Annotated in this window: 22 protein-coding genes; 11 read left to right on the forward strand and 11 right to left on the reverse strand. The window is 54.3% G+C overall.

The window, feature by feature from the left end; all coding sequences use genetic code 11:
- Nucleotides 1-24 precede the first annotated feature (24 nt).
- From TH30_RS17580 to TH30_RS17590, 3 genes are all read right to left on the reverse strand, one after another.
- A complete protein-coding gene (locus TH30_RS17580; protein ID WP_114099409.1) occupies nt 25-1212 on the reverse strand; it encodes a PLP-dependent transferase in 1188 nt (395 codons plus the stop codon).
- Entirely contained in the window at nt 1196-1918 is a 723-nt protein-coding gene (locus tag TH30_RS17585) for a FadR/GntR family transcriptional regulator (protein ID WP_114099410.1), read from the reverse strand. The genes TH30_RS17580 and TH30_RS17585 overlap by 17 nt, the downstream gene beginning before the upstream one ends.
- Nucleotides 1919-2240: 322 nt before the next feature.
- Nucleotides 2241-2624, reverse strand: a complete 384-nt coding sequence (locus tag TH30_RS17590; RefSeq protein ID WP_114099499.1) for a c-type cytochrome — start codon at nt 2622-2624, stop codon at nt 2241-2243.
- A gap of 246 nt (nt 2625-2870) precedes the next feature.
- On the opposite strand from TH30_RS17590, the gene TH30_RS17595 reads away from it, so the two are divergent.
- From TH30_RS17595 to TH30_RS17610, 4 genes are all read left to right on the forward strand, one after another.
- Nucleotides 2871-3353, forward strand: coding sequence for a sigma-70 family RNA polymerase sigma factor (locus TH30_RS17595; RefSeq protein WP_114099411.1), 483 nt, complete (start codon nt 2871-2873; stop codon nt 3351-3353).
- 148 nt (nt 3354-3501) lie between these two features.
- On the forward strand, nt 3502-4617 hold the full coding sequence (locus tag TH30_RS17600; RefSeq protein WP_114099412.1) for a FecR family protein: 1116 nt from the start codon (nt 3502-3504) through the stop codon (nt 4615-4617).
- A gap of 202 nt (nt 4618-4819) precedes the next feature.
- Nucleotides 4820-7234, forward strand: a complete 2415-nt coding sequence (locus tag TH30_RS17605) for a TonB-dependent siderophore receptor (protein ID WP_114099413.1) — start codon at nt 4820-4822, stop codon at nt 7232-7234.
- A gap of 129 nt (nt 7235-7363) precedes the next feature.
- Nucleotides 7364-7951, forward strand: coding sequence for a HupE/UreJ family protein (locus tag TH30_RS17610; RefSeq protein ID WP_114099414.1), 588 nt, complete (start codon nt 7364-7366; stop codon nt 7949-7951).
- A gap of 99 nt (nt 7952-8050) precedes the next feature.
- Here the strand turns inward: TH30_RS17610 and TH30_RS17615 are convergent, their stop codons facing one another.
- The 4 genes from TH30_RS17615 to TH30_RS17630 all read right to left on the reverse strand — a co-directional run bounded on the left by TH30_RS17615 (nt 8051) and on the right by TH30_RS17630 (nt 11630).
- Entirely contained in the window at nt 8051-8980 is a 930-nt protein-coding gene (locus TH30_RS17615; protein WP_114099415.1) for an ABC transporter permease, read from the reverse strand.
- A gap of 7 nt (nt 8981-8987) precedes the next feature.
- Nucleotides 8988-9767, reverse strand: a complete 780-nt coding sequence (locus TH30_RS17620; protein WP_114099416.1) for an ABC transporter ATP-binding protein — start codon at nt 9765-9767, stop codon at nt 8988-8990.
- Nucleotides 9768-10109: 342 nt separating this feature from the next.
- Entirely contained in the window at nt 10110-11096 is a 987-nt protein-coding gene (locus TH30_RS17625) for an ABC transporter substrate-binding protein (protein ID WP_114099417.1), read from the reverse strand.
- Nucleotides 11097-11318: 222 nt separating this feature from the next.
- Nucleotides 11319-11630, reverse strand: a complete 312-nt coding sequence (locus TH30_RS17630; protein WP_147252042.1) for a hypothetical protein — start codon at nt 11628-11630, stop codon at nt 11319-11321.
- A gap of 439 nt (nt 11631-12069) precedes the next feature.
- On the opposite strand from TH30_RS17630, the gene TH30_RS17635 reads away from it, so the two are divergent.
- The 4 genes from TH30_RS17635 to TH30_RS17650 are packed head-to-tail and all read left to right on the forward strand — an operon-like array spanning nt 12070 to nt 14853.
- Nucleotides 12070-12543, forward strand: coding sequence for a hypothetical protein (locus tag TH30_RS17635; RefSeq protein ID WP_258548778.1), 474 nt, complete (start codon nt 12070-12072; stop codon nt 12541-12543).
- 29 nt (nt 12544-12572) lie between these two features.
- Nucleotides 12573-13067 carry a hypothetical protein gene (locus TH30_RS17640; RefSeq protein ID WP_181850384.1) on the forward strand — a complete coding sequence of 165 codons (495 nt, stop codon included), beginning with the start codon at nt 12573-12575 and terminating at the stop codon, nt 13065-13067.
- Between the two features lie 55 nt (nt 13068-13122).
- Entirely contained in the window at nt 13123-13926 is an 804-nt protein-coding gene (locus TH30_RS17645) for a transglutaminase-like domain-containing protein (protein ID WP_114099420.1), read from the forward strand.
- Nucleotides 13927-13980: 54 nt separating this feature from the next.
- The gene (locus TH30_RS17650) at nt 13981-14853 is read left to right on the forward strand and encodes a transglutaminase family protein (protein WP_114099421.1); all 873 of its coding nucleotides are present in this window, start codon (nt 13981-13983) and stop codon (nt 14851-14853) included.
- 114 nt (nt 14854-14967) lie between these two features.
- Here TH30_RS17650 and TH30_RS17655 read toward each other — a convergent pair whose 3' ends face one another.
- Nucleotides 14968-15201: a hypothetical protein gene (locus TH30_RS17655; RefSeq protein ID WP_114099422.1), complete on the reverse strand. Its 234-nt coding sequence runs from the start codon at nt 15199-15201 to the stop codon at nt 14968-14970.
- Between the two features lie 169 nt (nt 15202-15370).
- Between TH30_RS17655 and TH30_RS17660 the strand changes: the two genes are divergently transcribed.
- Nucleotides 15371-16105: a Crp/Fnr family transcriptional regulator gene (locus TH30_RS17660; protein WP_114099423.1), complete on the forward strand. Its 735-nt coding sequence runs from the start codon at nt 15371-15373 to the stop codon at nt 16103-16105.
- Nucleotides 16106-16127: 22 nt separating this feature from the next.
- Here TH30_RS17660 and TH30_RS17665 read toward each other — a convergent pair whose 3' ends face one another.
- Nucleotides 16128-16349 (reverse strand): hypothetical protein, encoded by a 222-nt coding sequence (locus TH30_RS17665; RefSeq protein ID WP_114099424.1) that lies wholly within the window; start codon nt 16347-16349, stop codon nt 16128-16130.
- A 167-nt stretch (nt 16350-16516) separates the two neighbouring features.
- On the opposite strand from TH30_RS17665, the gene TH30_RS17670 reads away from it, so the two are divergent.
- The gene (locus TH30_RS17670; protein WP_114099425.1) at nt 16517-16879 is read left to right on the forward strand and encodes a hypothetical protein; all 363 of its coding nucleotides are present in this window, start codon (nt 16517-16519) and stop codon (nt 16877-16879) included.
- Nucleotides 16880-17104: 225 nt separating this feature from the next.
- Here the strand turns inward: TH30_RS17670 and TH30_RS17675 are convergent, their stop codons facing one another.
- Both TH30_RS17675 and TH30_RS17680 read right to left on the reverse strand, forming a co-directional pair.
- Nucleotides 17105-18268 carry a hypothetical protein gene (locus TH30_RS17675; RefSeq protein ID WP_114099426.1) on the reverse strand — a complete coding sequence of 388 codons (1164 nt, stop codon included), beginning with the start codon at nt 18266-18268 and terminating at the stop codon, nt 17105-17107.
- A gap of 196 nt (nt 18269-18464) precedes the next feature.
- Nucleotides 18465-19133, reverse strand: a complete 669-nt coding sequence (locus tag TH30_RS17680) for a TetR/AcrR family transcriptional regulator (protein WP_114099427.1) — start codon at nt 19131-19133, stop codon at nt 18465-18467.
- A 135-nt stretch (nt 19134-19268) separates the two neighbouring features.
- Between TH30_RS17680 and TH30_RS17685 the strand changes: the two genes are divergently transcribed.
- Entirely contained in the window at nt 19269-20435 is a 1167-nt protein-coding gene (locus TH30_RS17685) for an efflux RND transporter periplasmic adaptor subunit (RefSeq protein WP_114099428.1), read from the forward strand.
- Nucleotides 20436-20440: the final 5 nt, after the last annotated feature.

Here is a 20440-nt window from a genome sequence, read left to right on the forward strand (position 1 = left end):
TCCCTGTTTTTAACGATAGTTTTCTTACTTCAGGCTTGCCTCGATTGCGGTCGCCAGGTCAGACCAGAGGTCTTCGGCGCTTTCGAGGCCGATATGCAGGCGGACCAGATTTTCGGGCACGCCAAAGCGTATCGCCGAATTGGGTCCACCCACTTGCGCCCGCGTAACCAGTGCGGGGACAATCAGGCTTTCATGCCCGCCCCACGACACGCCGATCTTGAAAAAGCGCAGCGCATCAACAAAGGTCGGAATGTCGACCTCGGGGGCGAACTCGAATGAGAAAAGTCCGGAAGAACCGCTTAGTCCCGGTGCAGCCGGTTCCATCAATCCGGGATAATGCACAGCGGTTACTTTGGGATGATTGGCGAGATTGCGGGCAATGATCGTCGCAGAACGTTGATGTTCGCGCATACGTGCGGGCAATGTGCGCAAGCCGCGCAGCAATAACCAGCCATCGAAGGCCGACAGTTTCGCACCAAGATACGGCAGGATATGAGAGCGCACGCGGCCGATAAATTCATTGCTTCCGGCGATCACGCCAGCGACCACATCACTATGCCCGCCGATATATTTCGATGCAGAATGGATAACGACATCACAGCCAAGAGTGGCGGGCTGACAGAAAACCGGCGAAGCCCAGCTGTTATCAATCATCGAAACCGCACCATGATCTCGGGCGATCTGGCAAAGGGCGGCGATGTCGTGCGTGTGGAAGGTCCAGCTGGTCGGGCTTTCAAGATAGAGAACCTTGGCACCGGGCATGATCTTTCGCACAGCATCAAGGTCGCGACCATCGACATAATCAACACGGACATTCATGTCGCGCAGGAACATCTCGAAAAAGCGGAAGGCATCGGGATAGCAATGTTCGACCGACACGATCCGGTCCCCCGGTTTGACAACAGACAGAACCGCCGACGAAATGGCAGCCATGCCGCTTGCCAGACCAAGGGCGTCTTCGGTTCTTTCAAGCTGCGCGATCTTTTCTTCAAAGGCGCGTGTGGTGGGGTTCAGGCCACGGGAATAGACCGGGCGGGTCTTGCGCCCGGCATAGGTTTCGACCATTTCGTCGAAATTCTCGAAGGTGAACAGAGAATTCTGAAAGATCGGTGGAACGACGGCATTTGCAAAATGCTCGGCGTCATAGGCGACCACACTTTCGGGGGCGCGTGGCAACTGATCAGGATCGGCAGGATTATTGTTGTTCTTCATCAGACATTCTCACGATGTCGTTCTCGACGACTTCAAGGATGGCAAGGGTGTGTTTGCGTGCGAGTTCGGCATCACCGGCAACGATGGCGTCAAACAACATGCGGTGAAATTCAAAGGATGAACTGGCGAAATCCGGCCGGTTGAACGGTTGGGCAAAGAAGCTTTCAAAGGCTTCACGCATCTGCCCCAGAAGCTGTTCAAATAGCGGATTGCCCGATGCCTTGTAGATCGAGAGGTGAAATACAAGGTCGGCCTCGCCGGCGGTTCCAAACTCAAGATGCTCTGCCTCCATTGCATCAAGGGCAGTCCGCATTTCATCAATGTCCTCGGGCGTGGCGCGCCTGGCAGCCAGCATACTTGCTTCGACTTCAAGTCCACGGCGGACTTCAAGGGTTTGCAGCAACCCGTCACGCTGGGTGGCAATCGAGAGCGGCATGAAAAGCGTCTTTTCGCTGACCGGTCGTTTCAGATAGGTGCCCGATCCGCGACGAATTTCCACAATACCAAGTGCCTGCATGTGGCCGATGGCCTCGCGGATGCTGGAGCGGCCGACTTTCAAGCCCGCCATCAATTCGCGTTCCGGCGGCAAACGGTCGCCCGGAGTCAGTTCCGAGCTGACAATGAAGTCGGTCAGCGCTTCAAGGATCGCATCACGGCGTCCCGATGTTTCAATGGGTCGAATGGTCGTTCCGTCCGCTTGCGGCACATCGCACCTTCATGCTTGTCATCACTGTGTCCGATCTGGCCCGACTTGCAAAAGTCAGTTTGGTCAGTCATCAGACGTCAGACCAATTTTTAGATTGAATCGGTTCAAGTCAAGTCTGGATTCAACCGAATGGCGATTTTGGCATGTGCGAAATACAGCCAAATAGCGGTTTTAGCAGCATTTTCGACCGTATGAAGACGTGCAAATTCGCAGTGCACGCATGGCGACAGGTGCTGATCTGTTAAACCGGCAAGCCGGAAACCGGCTGTGAATCGGCGGGGACCTGATGACGGATTTACACGATGGGGAAAACGATGGGGGTTTATTTGCTCTTGGCTTCGGCTTCCCGGGTCAGGCTTTCCATATAGGTCAGAAGATCGGCGATGCTTTCCGGGGTAAAGGAAAATTCCGGCATCGTCATATTGTCATGGGATACCGTGATGCCCTCGGCCAGTGCTTCTTCAAGATTTTCAAGCGGCCAGCGTTGCCCGAAACTGGCCAGTGCCGGTGCGTCGGTGATTGACGGATCGGGCAGGGGATCACCATCAAATTTCGCGTGGCAGCGCAGGCAGGTTTGTTCGGCAATCGATTGACCGCGTGTCACATCGCCGTGCTCTTCGCCCTTGCGCGACAGATAATCGCTGATCCCCCACATGCCTGCGGCAACGACACCGGTCACAAGAATGACAAGGCTTATTTTCTGCAAGGTGATCTCCCCGGAACTGCGTGTTTCTTGTTGATATCGCAAGACCCTAACAGGGTTTGGTAACGAATTTCCTAAGCTGTGTATGGGGTGGGGTGGACCGGATTTTGCGCGGATGATCGTCAATTCGAAAGTTATTGATAATCAATATCACCTACGTTAAGGATCAGCATCATCGAAAGCCCTGATGAAAGCTGTGCTTGAAGGAAGTCCTGTTTGCCCGGTAATTCGACATCATTGATCCTGTTCATGGCGCAGCGTTCGGCGCTGGTGAATTATGCCAGCTCGATCATCGGCAACCGGGTTCAGGCCGAAGATCTGGTACAGGAAGCATGGCTGCGCTTTGACGAGGCATCAAAAGGCCGTTTTCTGGAAGACGCGACCGGTTATCTGTACCGGATCGTGCGCAATCTTGCTCTTGATAGCAAACGACGCGATGCACAGGAAAGCCGTGTGACCCGTGCGGCGGATTATGATGTCATTGCCAATATCTCGGCTGATGAGGCACCGGATCCGGAAACGGTCGCGCTTTATAAGGACGACTATGCCCGGCTGATGCAGGCGCTGGGCGAGCTTCCCGAACGCACGCGCATTGCCTGTGAAATGCATCGTTTCGGCGGGGCCAAGCTGCGCGAAATTGCCGAATATCTCGATATTTCCGTGCCGCTTGCCCATAAACTGGTGGCAGACGGGATCGATCATTGCCGTGAACGGCTGGGCGGATGGCCATGAAGGTAATGCATGACCTTACTGGTTTTTTCAGTGTAGAAGGTCGGAACGCCGATCAGCCCTTTGGCCTTGATCGGAAAAGGTTTTCAAACGAATTGTTCCGGGCCGCAGCCCCGCATCGCACGAACAGCAAAGCAGCGTGAAGACAGGCATGACAAATTCGGCCCAAGCCAAAGCCGCCAAGGCCGCCAAAGAGGCAACCGACTGGTTCATCCTGTTGCAGGAAGCCCCCGATGACCGCGACCTGATCGCGCGGTTTGAGGACTGGTGCGCGCAAAGTCCCCTTCATGCTGATGCCTGGCATGCAACGGTTCGTACTGCGGATCTGATGGCGGGTATTGCGCCCGTAATGTCCAATGGCGACAAAGCGGGCCCCAACGACAAAACCGACTGGCAGCGTTTCCTTGAAGAACGTCGTGCGTCGGACACCGATTTGCTGCGCGTTCGCACGGCTGCTGGCGAAGATGCGATCGCCGCCCAGGCCGAAGAAACCGCAAAGGTGATCTCGGCACAAAGCCGGTTTAAAAAGCGCGGCAATACGTCGTGGGGCGGGATTGGTCTGGGTGGTGTTGCCGTGGCGGCATCCCTTGTTGCCGCCGTGTTTGGCCCGCGTATTGCGACCGAAATGCAGGCCGATCATTTCACCAGGACAGCAGAAATCAGCACCATCACCCTTGCCGATAACAGCACGGTGACGCTGGCCCCCGAAAGCGCGATCAAGGTGCATTATGACGGGGCAACGCGCCTTGTCGAACTGCTTGGCGGTGAGGCGTTCTTTGAGGTTGCCCCAAATCCCGATCAACCGTTCAGGGTCGGTGCGGACAATGTTACCGTGACGGTTCTGGGCACGGGGTTTGATGTGTCCGAAGGGACCGGTCAGTCAAGCGTTGCTGTCGAACATGGTCTGGTGCGGGTTGAAAATGCCGCCAATGTCCCGGATGTTTCGGAAATTCTCGAACCCGGTCAGCAGGCGCGCGTCACCCGCGATGGCAAAGTCATCCGGTCGACCACGCCGGTCGATCAGATCGCGCCATGGCGCAACAACCAGCTGATCGCACAGGATCAGCCATTGGGCGAGATCGTTGATCGCCTGCGCCGCTATTATGATGGCACCATCCTGATCACCGATGGAACTTTATCCCGGCAAACCGTGACCGGGGTCTATCGGCTGGATGATCCGGTATCGGCATTGCGGGGTATCGCGCGCGCGCACAAGGCCAATGTACGCGAAGTGACCCCCTGGATTCTGATCGTTTCCCCGTCCTGATCCGTTCTGGTCTGTCCATGATCCCGCAAATGCGGATTATCTGAAACCCGCAGAAAATCGCCAATTTCAAAAAAGTTCTGATTTTTCGAAAGTTTTTTTGAAAAAGCTGCATCCCCGTCCGTTTTGTCTTTATGCGCCATTGAGAAGCATTTGCATTCTCAATCTGGTTGAGGCATATGACCTGAAACGGAGATCAAGACGAATGAAGAATGGGGGAGCAACCGAACTGCGCAATCGTGGTCGTGTTGCAATTATCGCCAGCGCCCTGATGATGAGCACGGCCCTTGCGCCGGTGATGTTGGCATCACCGGCAGCCGCACAGGTCGCATCAAAGGGCATTGATGGTCAGTATGATTTTGACATTCCGGCCCAGTCGCTGACGCGCGCGCTTGCGCAATTCGGGGTGCAGACGGGGTTGCAGGTAACTGTCGATGGCGCGCTTGCCCGCAATGTGGATGCCAGTGCCGTTTCGGGCACCCTGCGCGCGGGACGTGCGCTTGAAAGCCTGTTGCGCGGGACGGGCTTGACTTATGTCGTGACCGATGACCAGACCATCGTGATTGAGGCAGTCGTCAGCGGCGATGCCGCCCGGGGCGAGGTTCTTGATCCGGTCCGGGTCGAAGCCAACAGTGCCGAGGCATCCGGTCCGGACACCGCCATCACGGATAGCTTTGTCGCATTGCGCAGCCGCACGGCATCAAAAACCGACACCCCGGTTCTTGATGATTCCTCGGCCATTTCGGTCGTGACCCAGAAGGAAATGGAAACCCGCAATGTGCAGGACATCCAGCAGGCGGTTTCCTATACGGCCGGTGTCCAGGCCGCCGAATACGGGTCAGATTATCGGTATGACTATGTCCGCATCCGGGGCTTTGGCCAGACGTCGCTTGGCAGTTATCGCGACGGTCTTCCGGTCCGGGTTTACAATTTCACCAACAGCCGCCCGGAACCCTATGGCTTGCAGCAGATTGATGTTCTTAAGGGATCGACATCAAGCCTGTTTGGCCTGAATGGCCCCGGCGGTCTGGTCAATATGACAACCAAACGGCCCGAAGATGTGGCGGCCGGTGAAGTCTTTACCACCTTTGGGGAAAATCATCTGCGCGCAGGTGGCGATGTTACCGGGCCGGTTGCTGAGGACAGCAACTGGACATATCGTCTGACCGGTCTGTGGCAGGATGCTGAACGCAGTCAGGATTATTCGCAGGATGACCGTCTTTATCTTGCACCGGCTTTTACCTTTAAGCCCAAGGCAGGCACCGAGCTTACGATCCTGACAAGCTATAGCGAACGTGACAGCGGCCTTGGTTATGGATATCCGATCGGGATTGAAACCAGCCGCGATGCGTTTTTCGGTGAACCGGATTTCAACAATTTCGATACCGAGGAAACCAATATCGGTTATGCGTTTTCGCATCAGATTACCGACAAGCTCGAATTCCGTCAGAATGCGCGCTACACCAATGTCGATCTGACCTATGAGACGGTTTACCTTAATGACACCACCCCGCTTGGCAATCGTTATGCCTTTGCGATTTATGGGGAACTGGACCGGTTTGGTGTCGATAACCAGCTGCAATATGACACCGCACTCAACGACATGTTTGAGAGCAAGACGCTGATCGGGATTGATTACAACCGCGACCAGAACCGGGAGCTCCGCCGTGACGGTACGGCAACCGCGATTGATCCCTATAACCCGTCCTATTGCGGGCTTTCATGCATCACCTTTACCAGCAGTTCCGATACGGAAATCACGCAGGCGACTTATGGGGCCTATGTGCAGGAACAGCTGACGATTGCTGATGACTGGATTGCCACCGTTGGCGGGCGTTTTGACTATGTGCAGAGTGACACCGACACCATCAGCAGCGGTACGACAAGCGAACGCGATGATCATAAATTCACATCACGTCTTGGCCTGACCTATAAGGCGACCAGCGAAGTTTCGATCTATGGCAATTATTCGGAATCCTTCCAGCCGGTCTATTCCGGTCTGGCGTCGCGCCCGGAGGGTGTGAAACCGCAGGAAGGCACGCAATATGAAATCGGCGTGAAGTATCAGCCCGAAGCCATTGATGCCCTGTTTACCGCCGCCCTGTTTGACCTGACCCAGGAAAACGTGTCGCAGTGGAATTCAGGTACGAGCAGCTATAAGCAGATCGGCGAAATCAATTCGCGCGGGCTTGAGCTTGAAGGCAAGATGTCACTTGATGAACAGACCAACCTGACACTTGCCTATACCTATCTCGATGCGGAAATCAAAGACGACATTGCCGCAGCCAATATCGGCAACAGCCCGGCAAACGTGCCTGAACATCAGGCATCGGCATGGCTTGATTACACCATTCCGGGGCAGGGTGCGTTTGGTGACCTGACGCTCGGTGGTGGCATGCGCTTTACTGGCGAACGCGCACGTAATGACGGCAACACCGAAACACTTGGGAGTTACACGCTGTTTGACGCGGCAATCATTTATGCGGTCACCGATGATGTCAGCCTGTCGGTCAATGCAACCAACCTGACGGACCGTGAATATGTATCGTCCAACACCTTTGGCAGTCGCTATTACGGCGATGGCCGCACAGTACTGGCGACACTGAAATATAGCTGGTAAGCAAACAGCCTGAGACAAAAGGGCGGGGAAATTCCCCGCCCTTTTTGCGTCATTGGCATTTCCGCAGTCGTATGATAAATTTACGAAACTTCATAATTTCAGATTTCAGCATCCCAAGGAGATTTCAAAATGCGGCGTTCTTCCTTTGTGGCATTTGCCATTGCAACGCTGGTGGCAACACCGGCCCTTGCCCATACCGGTGCTGGTACGGTTTCGGGGTTTGCATCGGGCTTTGGGCATCCGGTCGGGGGCCTTGATCATTTGCTGGCAATGGTTGCGGTTGGCATCCTTGCTTCCCAGCAGGGCGGGAAATCGATCTGGCTGCTGCCGCTGTCCTTTGTCGCGATGATGATTGTCGGTGGCATCCTTGGTGCTGCCAGCGTGGCCTTGCCGCTGGTTGAGCTTGGCATTGTCGGCTCGGTCATTGTTCTGGGGGCGGTCATTGCCCTTGGCAAACATTTGCCAACCGGCGCGGCGATGGCGCTGGTCGGGCTGTTTGCGGTCTTCCATGGTCATGCCCATGGTACGGAAATGCCGACCACGGCAAGCGGCGTTGAATATGGTGTCGGCTTTGCCCTTGCAACGGCGGCCTTGCATGCGGTCGGTCTTGGTCTGGGCCTGACGGTAAAACAGATTGCGCAGAAAACCGCACCGGTTGCTCTGCGCGCAGGCGGTGGTGCGATTGCCGCTGCTGGCGTTTTCCTGCTTGCCGCCTGATTGGGGCGCGATAGAGCTTCCCAATAACCAAAACAGAAACGGCCGCCCTTCGGAAATGAGGGGCGGCCGTTTTTATGGGCGTGATGAGGTCAGGTTTGACTATTCACGCAGCTTTTCATGGGCGGGCGCGCCACCGGCACCGCGACCGCGCTTAAGCGTTGGCAGGGCCAGCATGGCCAGAACAAACAGGCCGGTCGCCAGTTTAAGATCGGGCGGCGGCATGCCAGCTGCCAGACAAAGCGACACCAGCTGATAGTAGATGATCGCCCCGACAAACGGGGCCAGCAGCTGGCGGAATACCGACTTTTTGCCAACAACCGCCTCGCCGATCATAAGCGCAGCAAGGCCGTTGATCAGGATGCCAAGACCCATATTCACATCGGCGAAGCCCTGTGACTGAACCATCAGCGCGCCACTGGTTGCCGAAAACGCACTGGCAAGACCAACACCGACAATGGTCGAAATCCAGACCGAGATGCCCTGTGCCTCGGCCATGGCGGGGTTGGAACCGACCGCGCGAAGGGCTGTGCCCTTTTCGGTTTTGAAGAACCAGTTAAGGGCCAGAAACACACCCGCCCCGATGATCCCGGCAATGATGATCTTGCTGACCGGGAAGCCGGGCGTAACAAACGGGGCCCAGTTATAAACCGTGTCTGAGCCAAAGATCGACAGGTTCGACTTGCCCATGATGCGCAGATTGATGCTGTAAAGCATCGTCATCATCAAAATCCCGGCAAGCAGGGTATGAATGCGGAACCGCAAGTGAATAAGCGCAGTACAGCACCCCGCGACAAAGCCACAGGCAAGGGCCGCAATAATCGCCAGTGCCGGATTGACGCCAGCCGCAATCAGGATACCGCAAACACAGCCGCCCAGCGGATAGGCACCTTCGCTGGTCAGATCGGGGAAATGAAGCGTTCTGAACGGGATCATGATGCCCAGAACCACAAAGGCCAGAATAAGGCTTTGCGCAAGGGTAACGGGCACAAGGGCGACATAGCTGGTGAAGGTTGAGGAAAGGAATTCCATTATATTCTTATGCCCCCAGCATCATTGCGTCGGTTTTGACCGCGAAATGGTCGACCAGTTTTGCCACCGTGACATTGGCTTTTTCTTCGCCACCGATCTGAAGTTTGACGCGACCGGCATCAAGCATGATGACGCGATGGCCGTAATCAACCGCGTGCTGCATGTTATGGGTGACCATCAATGTGGTCAGTTTCAGGCTGTCAACGGCGCGCACGGTTGCCTGCATGACAAGGTCGGCAGTACGCGGATCAAGGGCAGCGGTATGTTCATCAAGCAACAGCAAATCCGGCGATCCGCCAACCGCCATGATCAGCGACAGCGACTGACGCTGTCCGCCCGAAAGAAGTTCGACCTTGGTTTCAAGGCGGTTTTCAAGGCCAAGGCCCAGAACCGAAAGCCGTTCCTTGTAATCGGCAAGGCGCTTGGCATTCAGGCCACGCGCAAGCGTGCGTTTCTTGCTGCGCAATTCGGCAAGCAACATGTTTTCAGCAACCGTCATGCTGGCAGCCGTGCCCAGCATCGGGTCCTGAAACACCCGGGCGATCCGGGTGGCGCGTTTGTGCACCGGTGTACTGGTGACGTCATCGCCATTGATCAGGATGGCACCGCTATCAAGGGACAGTGCGCCTGATACGGCATTGAGCATCGTGCTTTTACCAGCCCCGTTCGAGCCGATGACAACGCCGAATTCGCCGGTTTGCAAGGTCAGGTCAAGATTATCAAGTGCGACCTTTTCGTCGGGTTGCCCGGCATAAAAGGTTTTGCGTGCAGATCGGATTTCAAGCATCCGTCTTCTCCCAGGGTCCATTCTTATTCACATAATCGTACCGGTTGCCCGGATTTGTGCGGATACGCGGAGCAAAATTGCAGGAAGATGTGAATCTTTCAAGGTTTTGCGACAAAGTCAGCCCGTGCAAATCCGGGCAATCCGAAGGACACTCGCTAAGAAAGTGAACTCCTACGTCAATCCCCTTGAGCGGGGGACGCCCCGCACTGCGGGTCTTTCCTTGTATTTCGCTTTCTTAGCGAGTGCCGGTACATTCATGTGAATGAGAATGGGCCCAAGCTCATTGGCGCCGCAGGGGGATTGACCCTGACGGCGCCAATGTTTGTTCAAGTCTGGACGAGCTTATTCGACGATGCAGCCGCAATCGTCAAACGATGCCGGAATTTCGATCCCGAATGCCGCAGCAGCCGATTTCGAAATCATCGGCGCATGGGTTTCATAGGTCGGTGCAGACGGCGGAATGTCAGCCGGTGATTTGCCCTTAAGGATTTCAGCGGCAATCATGCCTGCATTTTTGCCGACCTGGCTGTAATCAACCGAGAAGCTGGCCGGAACGGTGCCATTGGCAACAGCGGAGCTGTCAGAGTTCACAATCGGAACGCCAATCTGGCGGGCCGCCGCCGAAACAGCGGCAATGGCCGGCTGGATCAGGTTCGATGCCGGGGTATAGATGACATCGGCCTTGCCTGCGACCGAGGTAATGCGCTGCTGGATATCGTTGACGTTATCAATACCAACCGGAACAACCGAGAAACCGGCAGCCGGTGCCAGGGCTTCGACCTTTTCCAGAAGGGCGGTGTCGTTGGCTTCGCCCGGGTTATAGGGCAGGGCCAGACGTTTGGCATCAGGCAGAAGCTTGCGGGTGAATTCCAGAACGGCTGCAATATCCTGAAGATCGGATGCGCCGGTCATGTTGGTGTCGCCTGCTTCCCAGGACGGCACAAGCTTGGCTGCAACCGGATCGGTGACGGCCGAGAACACAATCGGAATGCCCGAACCGGCCAGCGCCTGTTTGGCGATCTGGGAAACCGGGGTGGTGATCGTATAGATCAGTTTCGGGTTTTCCGACTGCAGCTTGGTGATCATCTGGGGGACCAGAGACGCATCAAAATTGGTGTGGCTTTCGGAATAGGAAACGTCCTTGCCCTCGACAAAGCCGTTTGCAGACATGGCTTCCTTGAAGCCTGCAATCGCGGCATTCAGCTGCGGATGTTCGCCAAAATTGGCGATCCCGACCTTGATTTCCTCGGCCGATACGCTGGTGACGGATGCGAAAAGGCTGCCTGCCAGGACCAGTCCGGAAAGGAGGCCCGATTTATTCATTTTCATTCACTGAAACTCCCTGATTCTTTCGGGTCGGCATTTGGGGCGCCAACCTTGTGTGCGGATCATGCGAAGTTCCAAGAAGAACGTCAATCCTCTGTATTATTGCCTACATATTATTCGAATGCGTTTCGGACGTTGCAAATTTGCAAACCGGTAATTGTCCGGGGCATGGATCGGGCCGACATCCAGACCGGCATTAATCAGGCGTGCCCGAACATAATGTCATCACGGACGTGATCCCGCTGGTCCGTATGATTTCGGCGTATGCAGGGACATAATCAGGCCTGTCACGATGTTCTGACGATTTTCAGCCGAGTGCGTTATGTCGGTGAAATTGATCATAACGGTGTCAAGTTTCTCGCGAGCTGCTTCTTTTGACATTGTGCTGAGCTCGTGTGCCACCTGCCAGGGATCAAGTCCAAGCCTGGCTAACATGGAAAGTGTCGTGACAGGTGTTCCGTTTGAACCTGCGCCGATTTTTGTTTGCAAAAAACGGTCGTATCTTGTGTCGAGGCCGGTTGGTCTGTTTTCCGTCATGCCTGATCAATCCATGAAAATGTCTGCGCAAGGTCTGTGTCGAGAGACCTGATTTAGCCAAGATGGTTAAATCGCGTTTTGCTGACATTATGGACCAAGCCGGATCTGGAGGACTTAATGTGGATTAGTCGATCCGTTCATTAAGCTGCTTTGTGCATCTGGTTGGCTTTATGTTCTGGCCGAAAAATCCAAAATCCGAAGCCGGTTGCGTCGAGATGGGCGCGGACAATTCTCTTAAAGCTAACCTCGATTAGTTCGTTCGGCTCGCACTCGTTGTATAAGAATAGTCTTCATTGAATGTTCTGCGATGCCGGATCGAAGGCTACGAAGTGTGGTCTTGGATTCAGATCAAAAAGGTATCTTCCTGCGGGCTTTATGCAGGGTCTTTCTGGTCGCCGTATTTTTCAGTAATTTTCCAATCATTTGAAAAATGAGAGGCATGTTCGCCTTCGATATTGCGAGCTCCTCGAGAGGCAAAAGAGCAATTTTTCATCGATCTCTTTTTGCACACGAAAAAATCCGGACATTCAAGCCATTCATCTTCCTTTCAGGAGGACAAGACATGAACTATCCCGATTGGTTAAAGCCCTATGTTCTTGGTGCGGCTTCCGGTGCAGCTTTTGCAATGGTGGTCGGCTTTACATGGGGAGACTGGAAGACGGGCGGAGATGCGCGTCAGATGTCAGAAACAATGTCCCATGACAATGTGATTGCGGCGCTAGTGCCGGTTTGTGTTGCCAAGGCAAACGCGGATTCAAATCGCGAAGAAAAACTGGAAACGATCCGGGATGCTTCAAGTTACCGCCAACAAGAAGCCGTGATGGACGCTGGTTGGGCGACAATGCCGGGCACAGAAATTCCAAATCGTGATCTTGCACAAGCCTGTTTCGATGCTCTTGAACCAGAGCTGTGATAACCGCTGAACTCAAGGAGATAAACACAGTGTCTGATGAGAGAAATACCTCTCCCTTGCCGCCGGAAGCGACAGCTTTGGAACGGCGCGTTCTTGCGCATGAGCGGATATTGCAATCCCTTCTTGCGTTTATGTCACGAAGCGACCCCAAGTTTGTAGAACATCTGCAGGCCAGGTTCGTTTTACCCATGTCACGGGTGTCTCACGAGCATGACTACAAGGAAACAGACGAATACGCCGAAGATTTCATTCGTGCTGTCATGCTGCTTGAGGCGAAAGGCCTGTCAGGTGGTGATAAATCCAAACTGAACAGGAGTTCTGCCAACAAACAGCAAGGTGTTATCAGCCCTGCTCACGCCCCCTATGCAGAGCGTATCGAGCGCACCGGGCGGGTTGAGCGCGTGCAACTGGTCAAGAAGAACAGTATCTGGGAAATCAGTGTGGATGGCGTTTTTCGGGCGCACTATCATGACCGGGAGCAAGCCCTTGCAGCTGAGGCTCTTGCGAAGCTGGCATTGTCATGAGTGCTAAGTGCGCGACTGTTCCGATGTGCTGCTCTGGTTGGTCAGGACAATACAAATGCGCCTAAGCATTGGATGCCATTTTCAGTATGAGCTGCAGCAGATCACACCAATGATTGCCCTGTTGAATGTGCATCATTCCCGTGTGGATGATCTGGAGGGCGAAGATTGCCTGCAGACAGTCCCGGAAGTGGTGCAAACGCCATATGTCGACGGGTTCGGGAATATCTGCACGCGTTTGATAGCGCCGGTTGGAACATTTGTTCTGAAGTCAGATGGAACCATCCTTGATGATGGTTCCGAAGATGAGCCTTGTCAGAACGCGGAACAGCATGCGGTCGAAGATTTGCCATCGGATGTACTGGTTTATCTGCTTGGCAGCCGGTATTGCGACACAGATCTTCTGTCAAATGAAGCCTGGCGGCTTTTTGAAAATACGACACCAGGATCCGTCAGGGTCAAAGCGATATGTGATTTCGTCCATCAACATATTGCGTTTGGATATCTGGACGCACGCGCGACGCGCACAGCGTCCGAGGCGATGTCCGAACAACGTGGTGTATGCCGCAACTACACACATCTTGCGATCACACTGTGCCGCTGCATGAATATACCGGCGCGATATTGCACCGGATATCTTAGCGATATTGGCGAACCTCTTCCGCATCCGAGCGGTGACTTTGATGCATGGATGGAGGTGTATCTTTCGGGCAGATGGTGGGTTTTCGACCCCAGAAACAATTCCCCGCGGATCGGGCGTGTCCTGATCGCCAGAGGACGCGATGCGGCCGATGTGCCGTTGCTGCAGACCTTTGGCGAAAGCACGTTGCGTGACTTCCGGGTGTGGACAGAAGAAATATGATGCGTTGCCAATATGGATCTGAAGAACCCTGTTACGGGGTAGTGGGGCTGTCTTATGCTGTCTCTTGAGCTTATCCATTCAACGACCTATCGGTATCGTCGGCCGGTGTTGCTCGGCCCGCACAGATTGATGCTTCGCCCGCGCGAGGTGCGTGAAACGCGACTGGTCTCCTTTGATGTAAGGATGAACCCCGACACGGAGTTGATCTGGACGCATGATGTTGCCGACAATGCGATCGCAACAGCAAATTTCAAGGATAAGACCGATTATCTTGAAATTATAAGCCAGTCCAGGATCGAGATGAGTGCCACGCAATGGCCGGTTTTTGCGATCTCGGCTGATGCGTGCAGTTTTCCGTTCTCATATTCGGACAATGACTGGATCGATCTTGGTGCTTTGACAGCACAGCATTATCCCGACCCGCAGGGGCGGCTATCAGAATGGGTGAACAGTTTTATTTTCGGGTGCCCGACAGACACGCTTTCGTTGCTAAAGGACATTAGCGTCGGGATATCCCGGAGAACGATCTATCAGGTGCGCGAGAGCGAGGGCACGCAGACGCCGCTTGAAACGCTTGATAAACAGGAAGGGTCGTGCCGCGATTTCGCTGTCTTGTTTGTGGCGGCGGCGCGGTGCCTTGGACTTGGGGCACGTATTGTGTCAGGGTATCTGGTGAATACGGGTGGCTGGTTGAGCGGATCGGACGGTTCGGGGTCTACCCATGCGTGGGCCGAGGTGTTCCTTCCCGGTGCGGGGTGGGTCGCTTTTGATCCGACAAATCGGAGTGTCGGTTCTGGCAACCTTATTGCGGTGGCAGTGGTTCGTGAAATGAAACAGGCCGTTCCGGTCGCCGGTGAATTCACCGGGGGCAATGATGCCCTTCTTGAAATGAACGTTGCGGTCAGTATCACGGTAACAGAGCGCTAGTCAGATAACGGCAGGCCAACCGCAAACAACCACAAAAGCCGGGTTGGCTTTGCTGAAAATGATGGGGGCAAGCATCCCCAAACGACTTGGTTTTCGTGCCTGCGAACGTGATTATCAGAGTTTCAGCCTGTTGCCGCCCTTGATAATCCTATCGATCAGGCTGTTGACAGCCTGATGGTCTGTTTGGACTGAAATGTGGGGCGGCACTGCAACATGTGCGTTTTTGGCATCCTTAAGAATGCCGACAATATCCTCTGTGCGGAGAATTCCGAGATCGCCCAGGCATAATAGAGTAGACTCGCATATCGAGAGTGCCGCAGATCCCTGGATCTCCATCGAATAATTCATGGTTCGTGCCCTCTTTTAAGTTTTGGTTTGAAGAAAAGCGATTTGGACGCTGCGTTTTCATACCATCACTTCGTTTCTGCGCTGCATACACAGGTTAGTCTGAGCAAGGATATTCTCATATCACTGCGACACTGAGGGGCTCCGATATTCCATGAGGAGACCGGGTTTGATGATTTCCCCGACCGAGGCAGTTTCAAAGAAGCTGAAAAACTATATCGACCTGACCGATCAGGAACTTGGCACACTTGCTGGAATGCCGGGCAGGTCGTTGATGATTCCTGCGGGCGAGGACATCGTCCACGAGGGGCAAAGCGGTCATCGTGCTTTCATTCTTCAGGACGGTTGGGTGATGTCCTACAAGTTGCTTCCCGAAGGTGCGCGACAGATCATTGACTTTCAGGTGCCCGGTGACTTTCTGGGGTTGCGCAGTTTGCTGTTACGTACGTCCGATCACAGCTTTGAAGCGGTTACGGATGTACGGGTCGCCGAAGTCAAGGCACATGACATGCTGTCGGCTTTCTCATCTTCACCACGACTGGCGATGGCGATCCTGTGGGCTGTGTCCTGCGACGAGGCGATGGTTGTGGAACATCTCGTTAATATCGGAAGGCGCTCGGCAATTGAAAGAACCGCGCACTTCCTTTTGGAACTTGGTGCGCGGCTCAGACTAATTGGTGTCGGTACTGCACAGGGATATCCCTGTCCTTTATCGCAATATCAACTTGCCGATACGCTCGGGCTGAGTGCCATTCACATCAATCGCGTCTTGCGCCAGTTGCGCGAACAGAAGTTGGTGACTTTCCAAAAGGGACTTGTGCGCTTCGATGATCTGGAAAGGTTGACGGCACTTGCAGAATTCGAAATGGGTTATCTGGATCAGATTGGTCCCATCCTTGTAAAATAGCCATTCGGCGCGTTGCATGTGCTTAAGAGAAATCTTTGCCAGCCATCCATTTTTCAACGTCAGCAACGGCCTCTTCCTCGGAAACCGCCCTGCGAATTTTGATCATGTTGCAGAGCTGACCCTTGGTTTTGATGGTCGATAGATCGTAGTGTGTCAGGAAGTTCCACTTCTTTTGGGCGTCGGCAAGATACCCTTTTTTCCGGATGACGGTATCGGATGTTTCGCCACCTTTAAATCCAAACATGATTTTTCCTTTTATTTATTTGTGAATTTTGATCTTTCTTTGTGATTTTCATTATGAATGAATTTTAATTTCAGAAGCTAACCTATGATGTTTATTTTGTTTTTATTTCATGGGATTGTTCTGATTATTCAAGTTTTATTCTCTTAATATCAAGAAAGTTGGTCGTCATGAATACGACAAGAACAACACATAAAACATACGCGTTTACCCATCCGTTCAGCCTGGACGGTTACGCCCAACGCTTTCTGCCGGGGCTTTACAGCATAGAGATAGAAGAAGCGTTATCGTCACGGCGTGGTCGTCTTGATTTCAGGTGGGTTAAGTCACGTTTGTATTTTACTCCCAAATCGGGGGCTCCGATCGAGATCGGCGTCTGCGGCATTGATCCTGATGATTTTGATCGGGCAGCCCTGCAAGATGGAGCAAGGTATTTGAAGGATCATTGCGCAGTACGAGGCCGCTCGAAGATTTCTCCGTTTGATCGCCTTGCAATTGAACGCAGTGAGAATGAGGGAATGTCGGTCAAGTAGACGTGTGGAATATTCTTGTGTCAGGCGATTGAGTTCAGGGGCGTCTGGCGACATGATGCTCCGAATTCTTTGCCCGATTTCAGGCCTGCAATCCGAAATGCGCGCCGTGAAACGCCACTATGGCCCGGATATTCAGGCAATAGATCACAATCAGGAAGTCACAATGCGGTTGCACGGGCCGACAAGGATATCAGGGGTGTCCTGGGCGTGCGGCGCTTTCAGGGCCTAGCTGCCATCAGCTGTTCGAAACACGGTCATGCCATTCACAACCACCCGGCCATCTGGCAGCAGCTGTCCGTCATATTCGGTCGTCCCTTGCGGGCCGGGGCGTCCGGCGGCAAGGCCATTGACCGCAAAGGGCAAAAGAGCACCCAGAAGGGTCGGGCTGTCAGGGGTGCCCAGCAGGTCAACCAGCTTGTCCTGTCCCAGCAATTTGAAATCAAATTCACCGGCAAAGCCATAGCGTGCGGCAGCCTGGGCAATGAATTCGCCCGCCCCCAATGCCTCAAGACCGCGCGATTCCACATAGAATTCGTCGACCTTGACCGGAGCCCCGTTATGTGCGGCCTTTTGCCACAGGGCATCGCCAATCTGGCGACGGGCAAGGCGCGGGGCGGTGCCGGTCAGAATATCGTGGAAGCCTTTTTCAATGATCGGTTTGGCATCGCTCCAGGGCAGGCCGGTGCTGCTGCTTTTGACGCGCACGGTGCGCGGCTGAAACAGGCTGGGTAACCAAAGCCCGTCATGGGCATAATCCAGATGGGTCTCGCCTGCTTCGCCGGGATAAAGGGTAAAGCTTGCCGATTTGATCGACCCCATTTTTTCCCGGTTGGGGCCGGTCCATTCCGCACCCTGCCATGCAATGCGCGCCAGTTCGGGCAACCATTGCAGGATCAGACCATTCATCATCCAGTGTTTGCGCGTGATCGGTTCTTCCCCGATCAGGAAATCGGCAAAGCCGTCAAAAGTCATCGGGGCGTTGCGGGCAATATCCCAGCGCAGATACCCGCCCGCATTGCGAAGGGTCAGCTCGCGCCGGTCGCTGGCAGCTTCGGCATCCATTCTGGCGCGCTCAGGAAGCTTGATATCAAGATCGATATGATCGGGATTGTCGGTATCGCGCACCGTGACATTAACCCCGTCCATCAACAGCTCGCGCGCCGTTGAATAACCGCGAAGATCAAGGGATATGCCGTCATATGTCAGGGTGACGGCATCGCCGTCTATCAGGCGTGCATCGGTTTCGGTTGCCGCAATACCCGATTGCATCAGAATGGCATCAATGGCGTTGCGTGCCTTTTCGACAGTGATCGCCTGGGCGCGCGTGTGCAGTGCAACGAGCGAAATTGCACAGATACCAAATCCCAACAAAGCGTGGCGCACGCGCATAAGGTGATGCCCCTTGACTGGATCGGTCCGGACAGATGGAACGATCAAATTGCGACAGGTTGTATTGTTTAGCGCAATTTTGGTGAAGATAGGGCAAATTTCACCAAAAATTATGTGTCATCTGACGACAACTGACAGGATGCTGTCAGGAGGGGCGCGTTACAAACAACTGAGTTTGATCACAAACAGGGGGAGCTCAGTTGCCACATCCGAACGTTTTGCGGTGATCGTCTGTCGCAATTCCGCACAGGAAGATATTCACAGCGCGCGATACGCGATTTTCGATTTCGCTGTCTGTCATTGGCGGTCGTGGATGGTGTTTCATGACGCGTGATTGCCAGTCGCCGATCACCATGGCCTCGAAGATTTCGGCCGCGTGATCCGGATCATCAATGTGGATACGACCAAGCTTTTGCTGGCGCGAAAGATAATCGGCAAGATGTTTGCGGGTACTGTCAGGGCCGATCTCGAAGAACTTTTCGATCAGGGGTAGAAAGTGCTGGCCCTCTGAATACAGAATTTGAGTGAAGCGGGCGACTTCCTCGGTTACTATCTTGTTGGCCAGTTTGGTTCCGAAGTCCGTCAGGGCATCACGAGGAGGGAGATCGGTTTTCAGCGAAATTTGAAGTTCCGCGGAAAATTCCACGCATCGTTCTGTCATGACGGCCTCAAGCAGGCCATCCTTTCCGCCGAATGCTTCGTAAAGGGTTGTACGAGAGCCACCCGACTGCGAAATGACATCATTAAGTGTGACGCCAGCGAACCCTCGCTCTAGCAGAAGTTGCCAGGCCGCATCCATCATGGCGCGCCGCCGCGCAGACCCGCGAGAGGATTGTTTTTCAAACTTTTCTGGCGTTTCACTCATGATTTTTTGTTCTGTTGTTTTTGGCTCTTGATCGTGCAGTGCACAATGTGTACTGTACCGTACAGTATTTCGAAAAGCAATGGCAAAGCGTCTTGAATGCTTTGCACAGGACTTAGAAGGAAAAGCATTTTGTCCATGCGATCTTGTTTAAAATTTGCCGGGATGGCTGCGCTTGCCTTGATGGTCGCTGCCTGCAGCGAGCAAAAAGAAGGTGGTGAACAACAGGCGGCTGCGCCTCAGCAACAGCCCGCAACGCCGGTTGGTACCGTCACCCTTGAAGCCCAGACCGTCGGTCTTGTCGAAGAAATGCCCGGTCGCACGATTGCTTTCCGTCAGGCTGATATCCGTCCGCAGGTGGACGGGATCATCAAGGAGCGCAACTTCACCGAAGGCGGTTTTGTCGAAGCCGGTCAGCAGCTCTATATGATTGATCAGGATGTCTATCTGGCAAAGGTCGATGCCGCACAGGCTGAACTGGCCCGCCAGAATGCGACCTATGAACAGGCGGTCAAAACCCGCAAGCGTTATGATCCGCTGATCAAGTCGCAGGCTGTCAGCCAGCAGACCTATGACGATGCGGTTGCCGCCGAAGCACAGGGCAGGGCATCTGTTGCCGCAGCCCGTGCCGAACTGGAACAGGCGCGCATTGACCTGGCCTATACCACGGTTACCGCACCGATTTCCGGTCGCATCGGTTCGTCCGATTATACCGAAGGTGCGCTGGTAACGGCCAATCAGTCGGCCAAACTGACCACGATCACCCAGCTTGATCCGATTTATGTCGACGTCACCCAGGCGGGTGGCCGTCTTCTCAAGATCAAACAGGCCATCGCCAATGGTCGCATCAAGGGTGTTGAAAACGGTCAGGTCGAAGTTTCCCTGATTATTGATTCAACCGGGGCGGAATATCCGCACAAGGGAACCCTGCAATTCTCGGATGTTACGGTAAATGAAACCACCGGGACCATTCGTTTGCGTGTTGTCTTCCCGAACCCGGATGGAACGCTTCTGCCGGGCATGTTTGTGCGCGGTCAGGTCCGTCAGGGCCACCTCGAAGGTGCATTCCTTGTGCCGCAAAAAGCAGTCATGCGTCGCCCGGACGGGTCGGCTTATGTCTATGTTGTCGCGGATGGAAAAGTCGTCTCCAAGGACGTCACCATCGAACAGTCTCAGGGACAGAACTGGCTGGTTTCCGCTGGCGTTGAAGATGGCGATCAGCTGATCGTTGATGGTCTTCAGCGTGTCGGACCGGGTGCACCGGTCGCAGCACAGCCTGTCGAAACCGCCAAAGCCGCCGAATAAGGACT

Origin of the sequence: Thalassospira profundimaris, from assembly GCF_003326795.1 — a bacterium.
In the GTDB taxonomy this organism is placed as follows: Bacteria; Pseudomonadota; Alphaproteobacteria; order Rhodospirillales; family Thalassospiraceae; genus Thalassospira; species Thalassospira profundimaris_C.

Excerpts from the sequence above, each read along its gene's own strand:
- TH30_RS17580 (WP_114099409.1), bottom strand. The coding sequence starts at position 1,212 with ATGAAGAACAACAATAATCCTGCCGATCCTGATCAGTTGCCACGCGCC.
- TH30_RS17595 (WP_114099411.1), top strand. The coding sequence starts at position 2,871 with ATGGCGCAGCGTTCGGCGCTGGTGAATTATGCCAGCTCGATCATCGGC.
- TH30_RS17600 (WP_114099412.1), top strand. The coding sequence starts at position 3,502 with ATGACAAATTCGGCCCAAGCCAAAGCCGCCAAGGCCGCCAAAGAGGCA.
- TH30_RS17605 (WP_114099413.1), top strand. The coding sequence starts at position 4,820 with ATGAAGAATGGGGGAGCAACCGAACTGCGCAATCGTGGTCGTGTTGCA.
- TH30_RS17610 (WP_114099414.1), top strand. The coding sequence starts at position 7,364 with ATGCGGCGTTCTTCCTTTGTGGCATTTGCCATTGCAACGCTGGTGGCA.
- TH30_RS17615 (WP_114099415.1), bottom strand. The coding sequence starts at position 8,980 with ATGGAATTCCTTTCCTCAACCTTCACCAGCTATGTCGCCCTTGTGCCC.
- TH30_RS17620 (WP_114099416.1), bottom strand. The coding sequence starts at position 9,767 with ATGCTTGAAATCCGATCTGCACGCAAAACCTTTTATGCCGGGCAACCC.
- TH30_RS17625 (WP_114099417.1), bottom strand. The coding sequence starts at position 11,096 with ATGAAAATGAATAAATCGGGCCTCCTTTCCGGACTGGTCCTGGCAGGC.
- TH30_RS17630 (WP_147252042.1), bottom strand. The coding sequence starts at position 11,630 with ATGACGGAAAACAGACCAACCGGCCTCGACACAAGATACGACCGTTTT.
- TH30_RS17635 (WP_258548778.1), top strand. The coding sequence starts at position 12,070 with ATGTTCGCCTTCGATATTGCGAGCTCCTCGAGAGGCAAAAGAGCAATT.
- TH30_RS17645 (WP_114099420.1), top strand. The coding sequence starts at position 13,123 with ATGCGCCTAAGCATTGGATGCCATTTTCAGTATGAGCTGCAGCAGATC.
- TH30_RS17650 (WP_114099421.1), top strand. The coding sequence starts at position 13,981 with ATGCTGTCTCTTGAGCTTATCCATTCAACGACCTATCGGTATCGTCGG.
- TH30_RS17655 (WP_114099422.1), bottom strand. The coding sequence starts at position 15,201 with ATGAATTATTCGATGGAGATCCAGGGATCTGCGGCACTCTCGATATGC.
- TH30_RS17660 (WP_114099423.1), top strand. The coding sequence starts at position 15,371 with ATGATTTCCCCGACCGAGGCAGTTTCAAAGAAGCTGAAAAACTATATC.
- TH30_RS17665 (WP_114099424.1), bottom strand. The coding sequence starts at position 16,349 with ATGTTTGGATTTAAAGGTGGCGAAACATCCGATACCGTCATCCGGAAA.
- TH30_RS17670 (WP_114099425.1), top strand. The coding sequence starts at position 16,517 with ATGAATACGACAAGAACAACACATAAAACATACGCGTTTACCCATCCG.
- TH30_RS17675 (WP_114099426.1), bottom strand. The coding sequence starts at position 18,268 with ATGCGCGTGCGCCACGCTTTGTTGGGATTTGGTATCTGTGCAATTTCG.
- TH30_RS17680 (WP_114099427.1), bottom strand. The coding sequence starts at position 19,133 with ATGAGTGAAACGCCAGAAAAGTTTGAAAAACAATCCTCTCGCGGGTCT.
- TH30_RS17685 (WP_114099428.1), top strand. The coding sequence starts at position 19,269 with ATGCGATCTTGTTTAAAATTTGCCGGGATGGCTGCGCTTGCCTTGATG.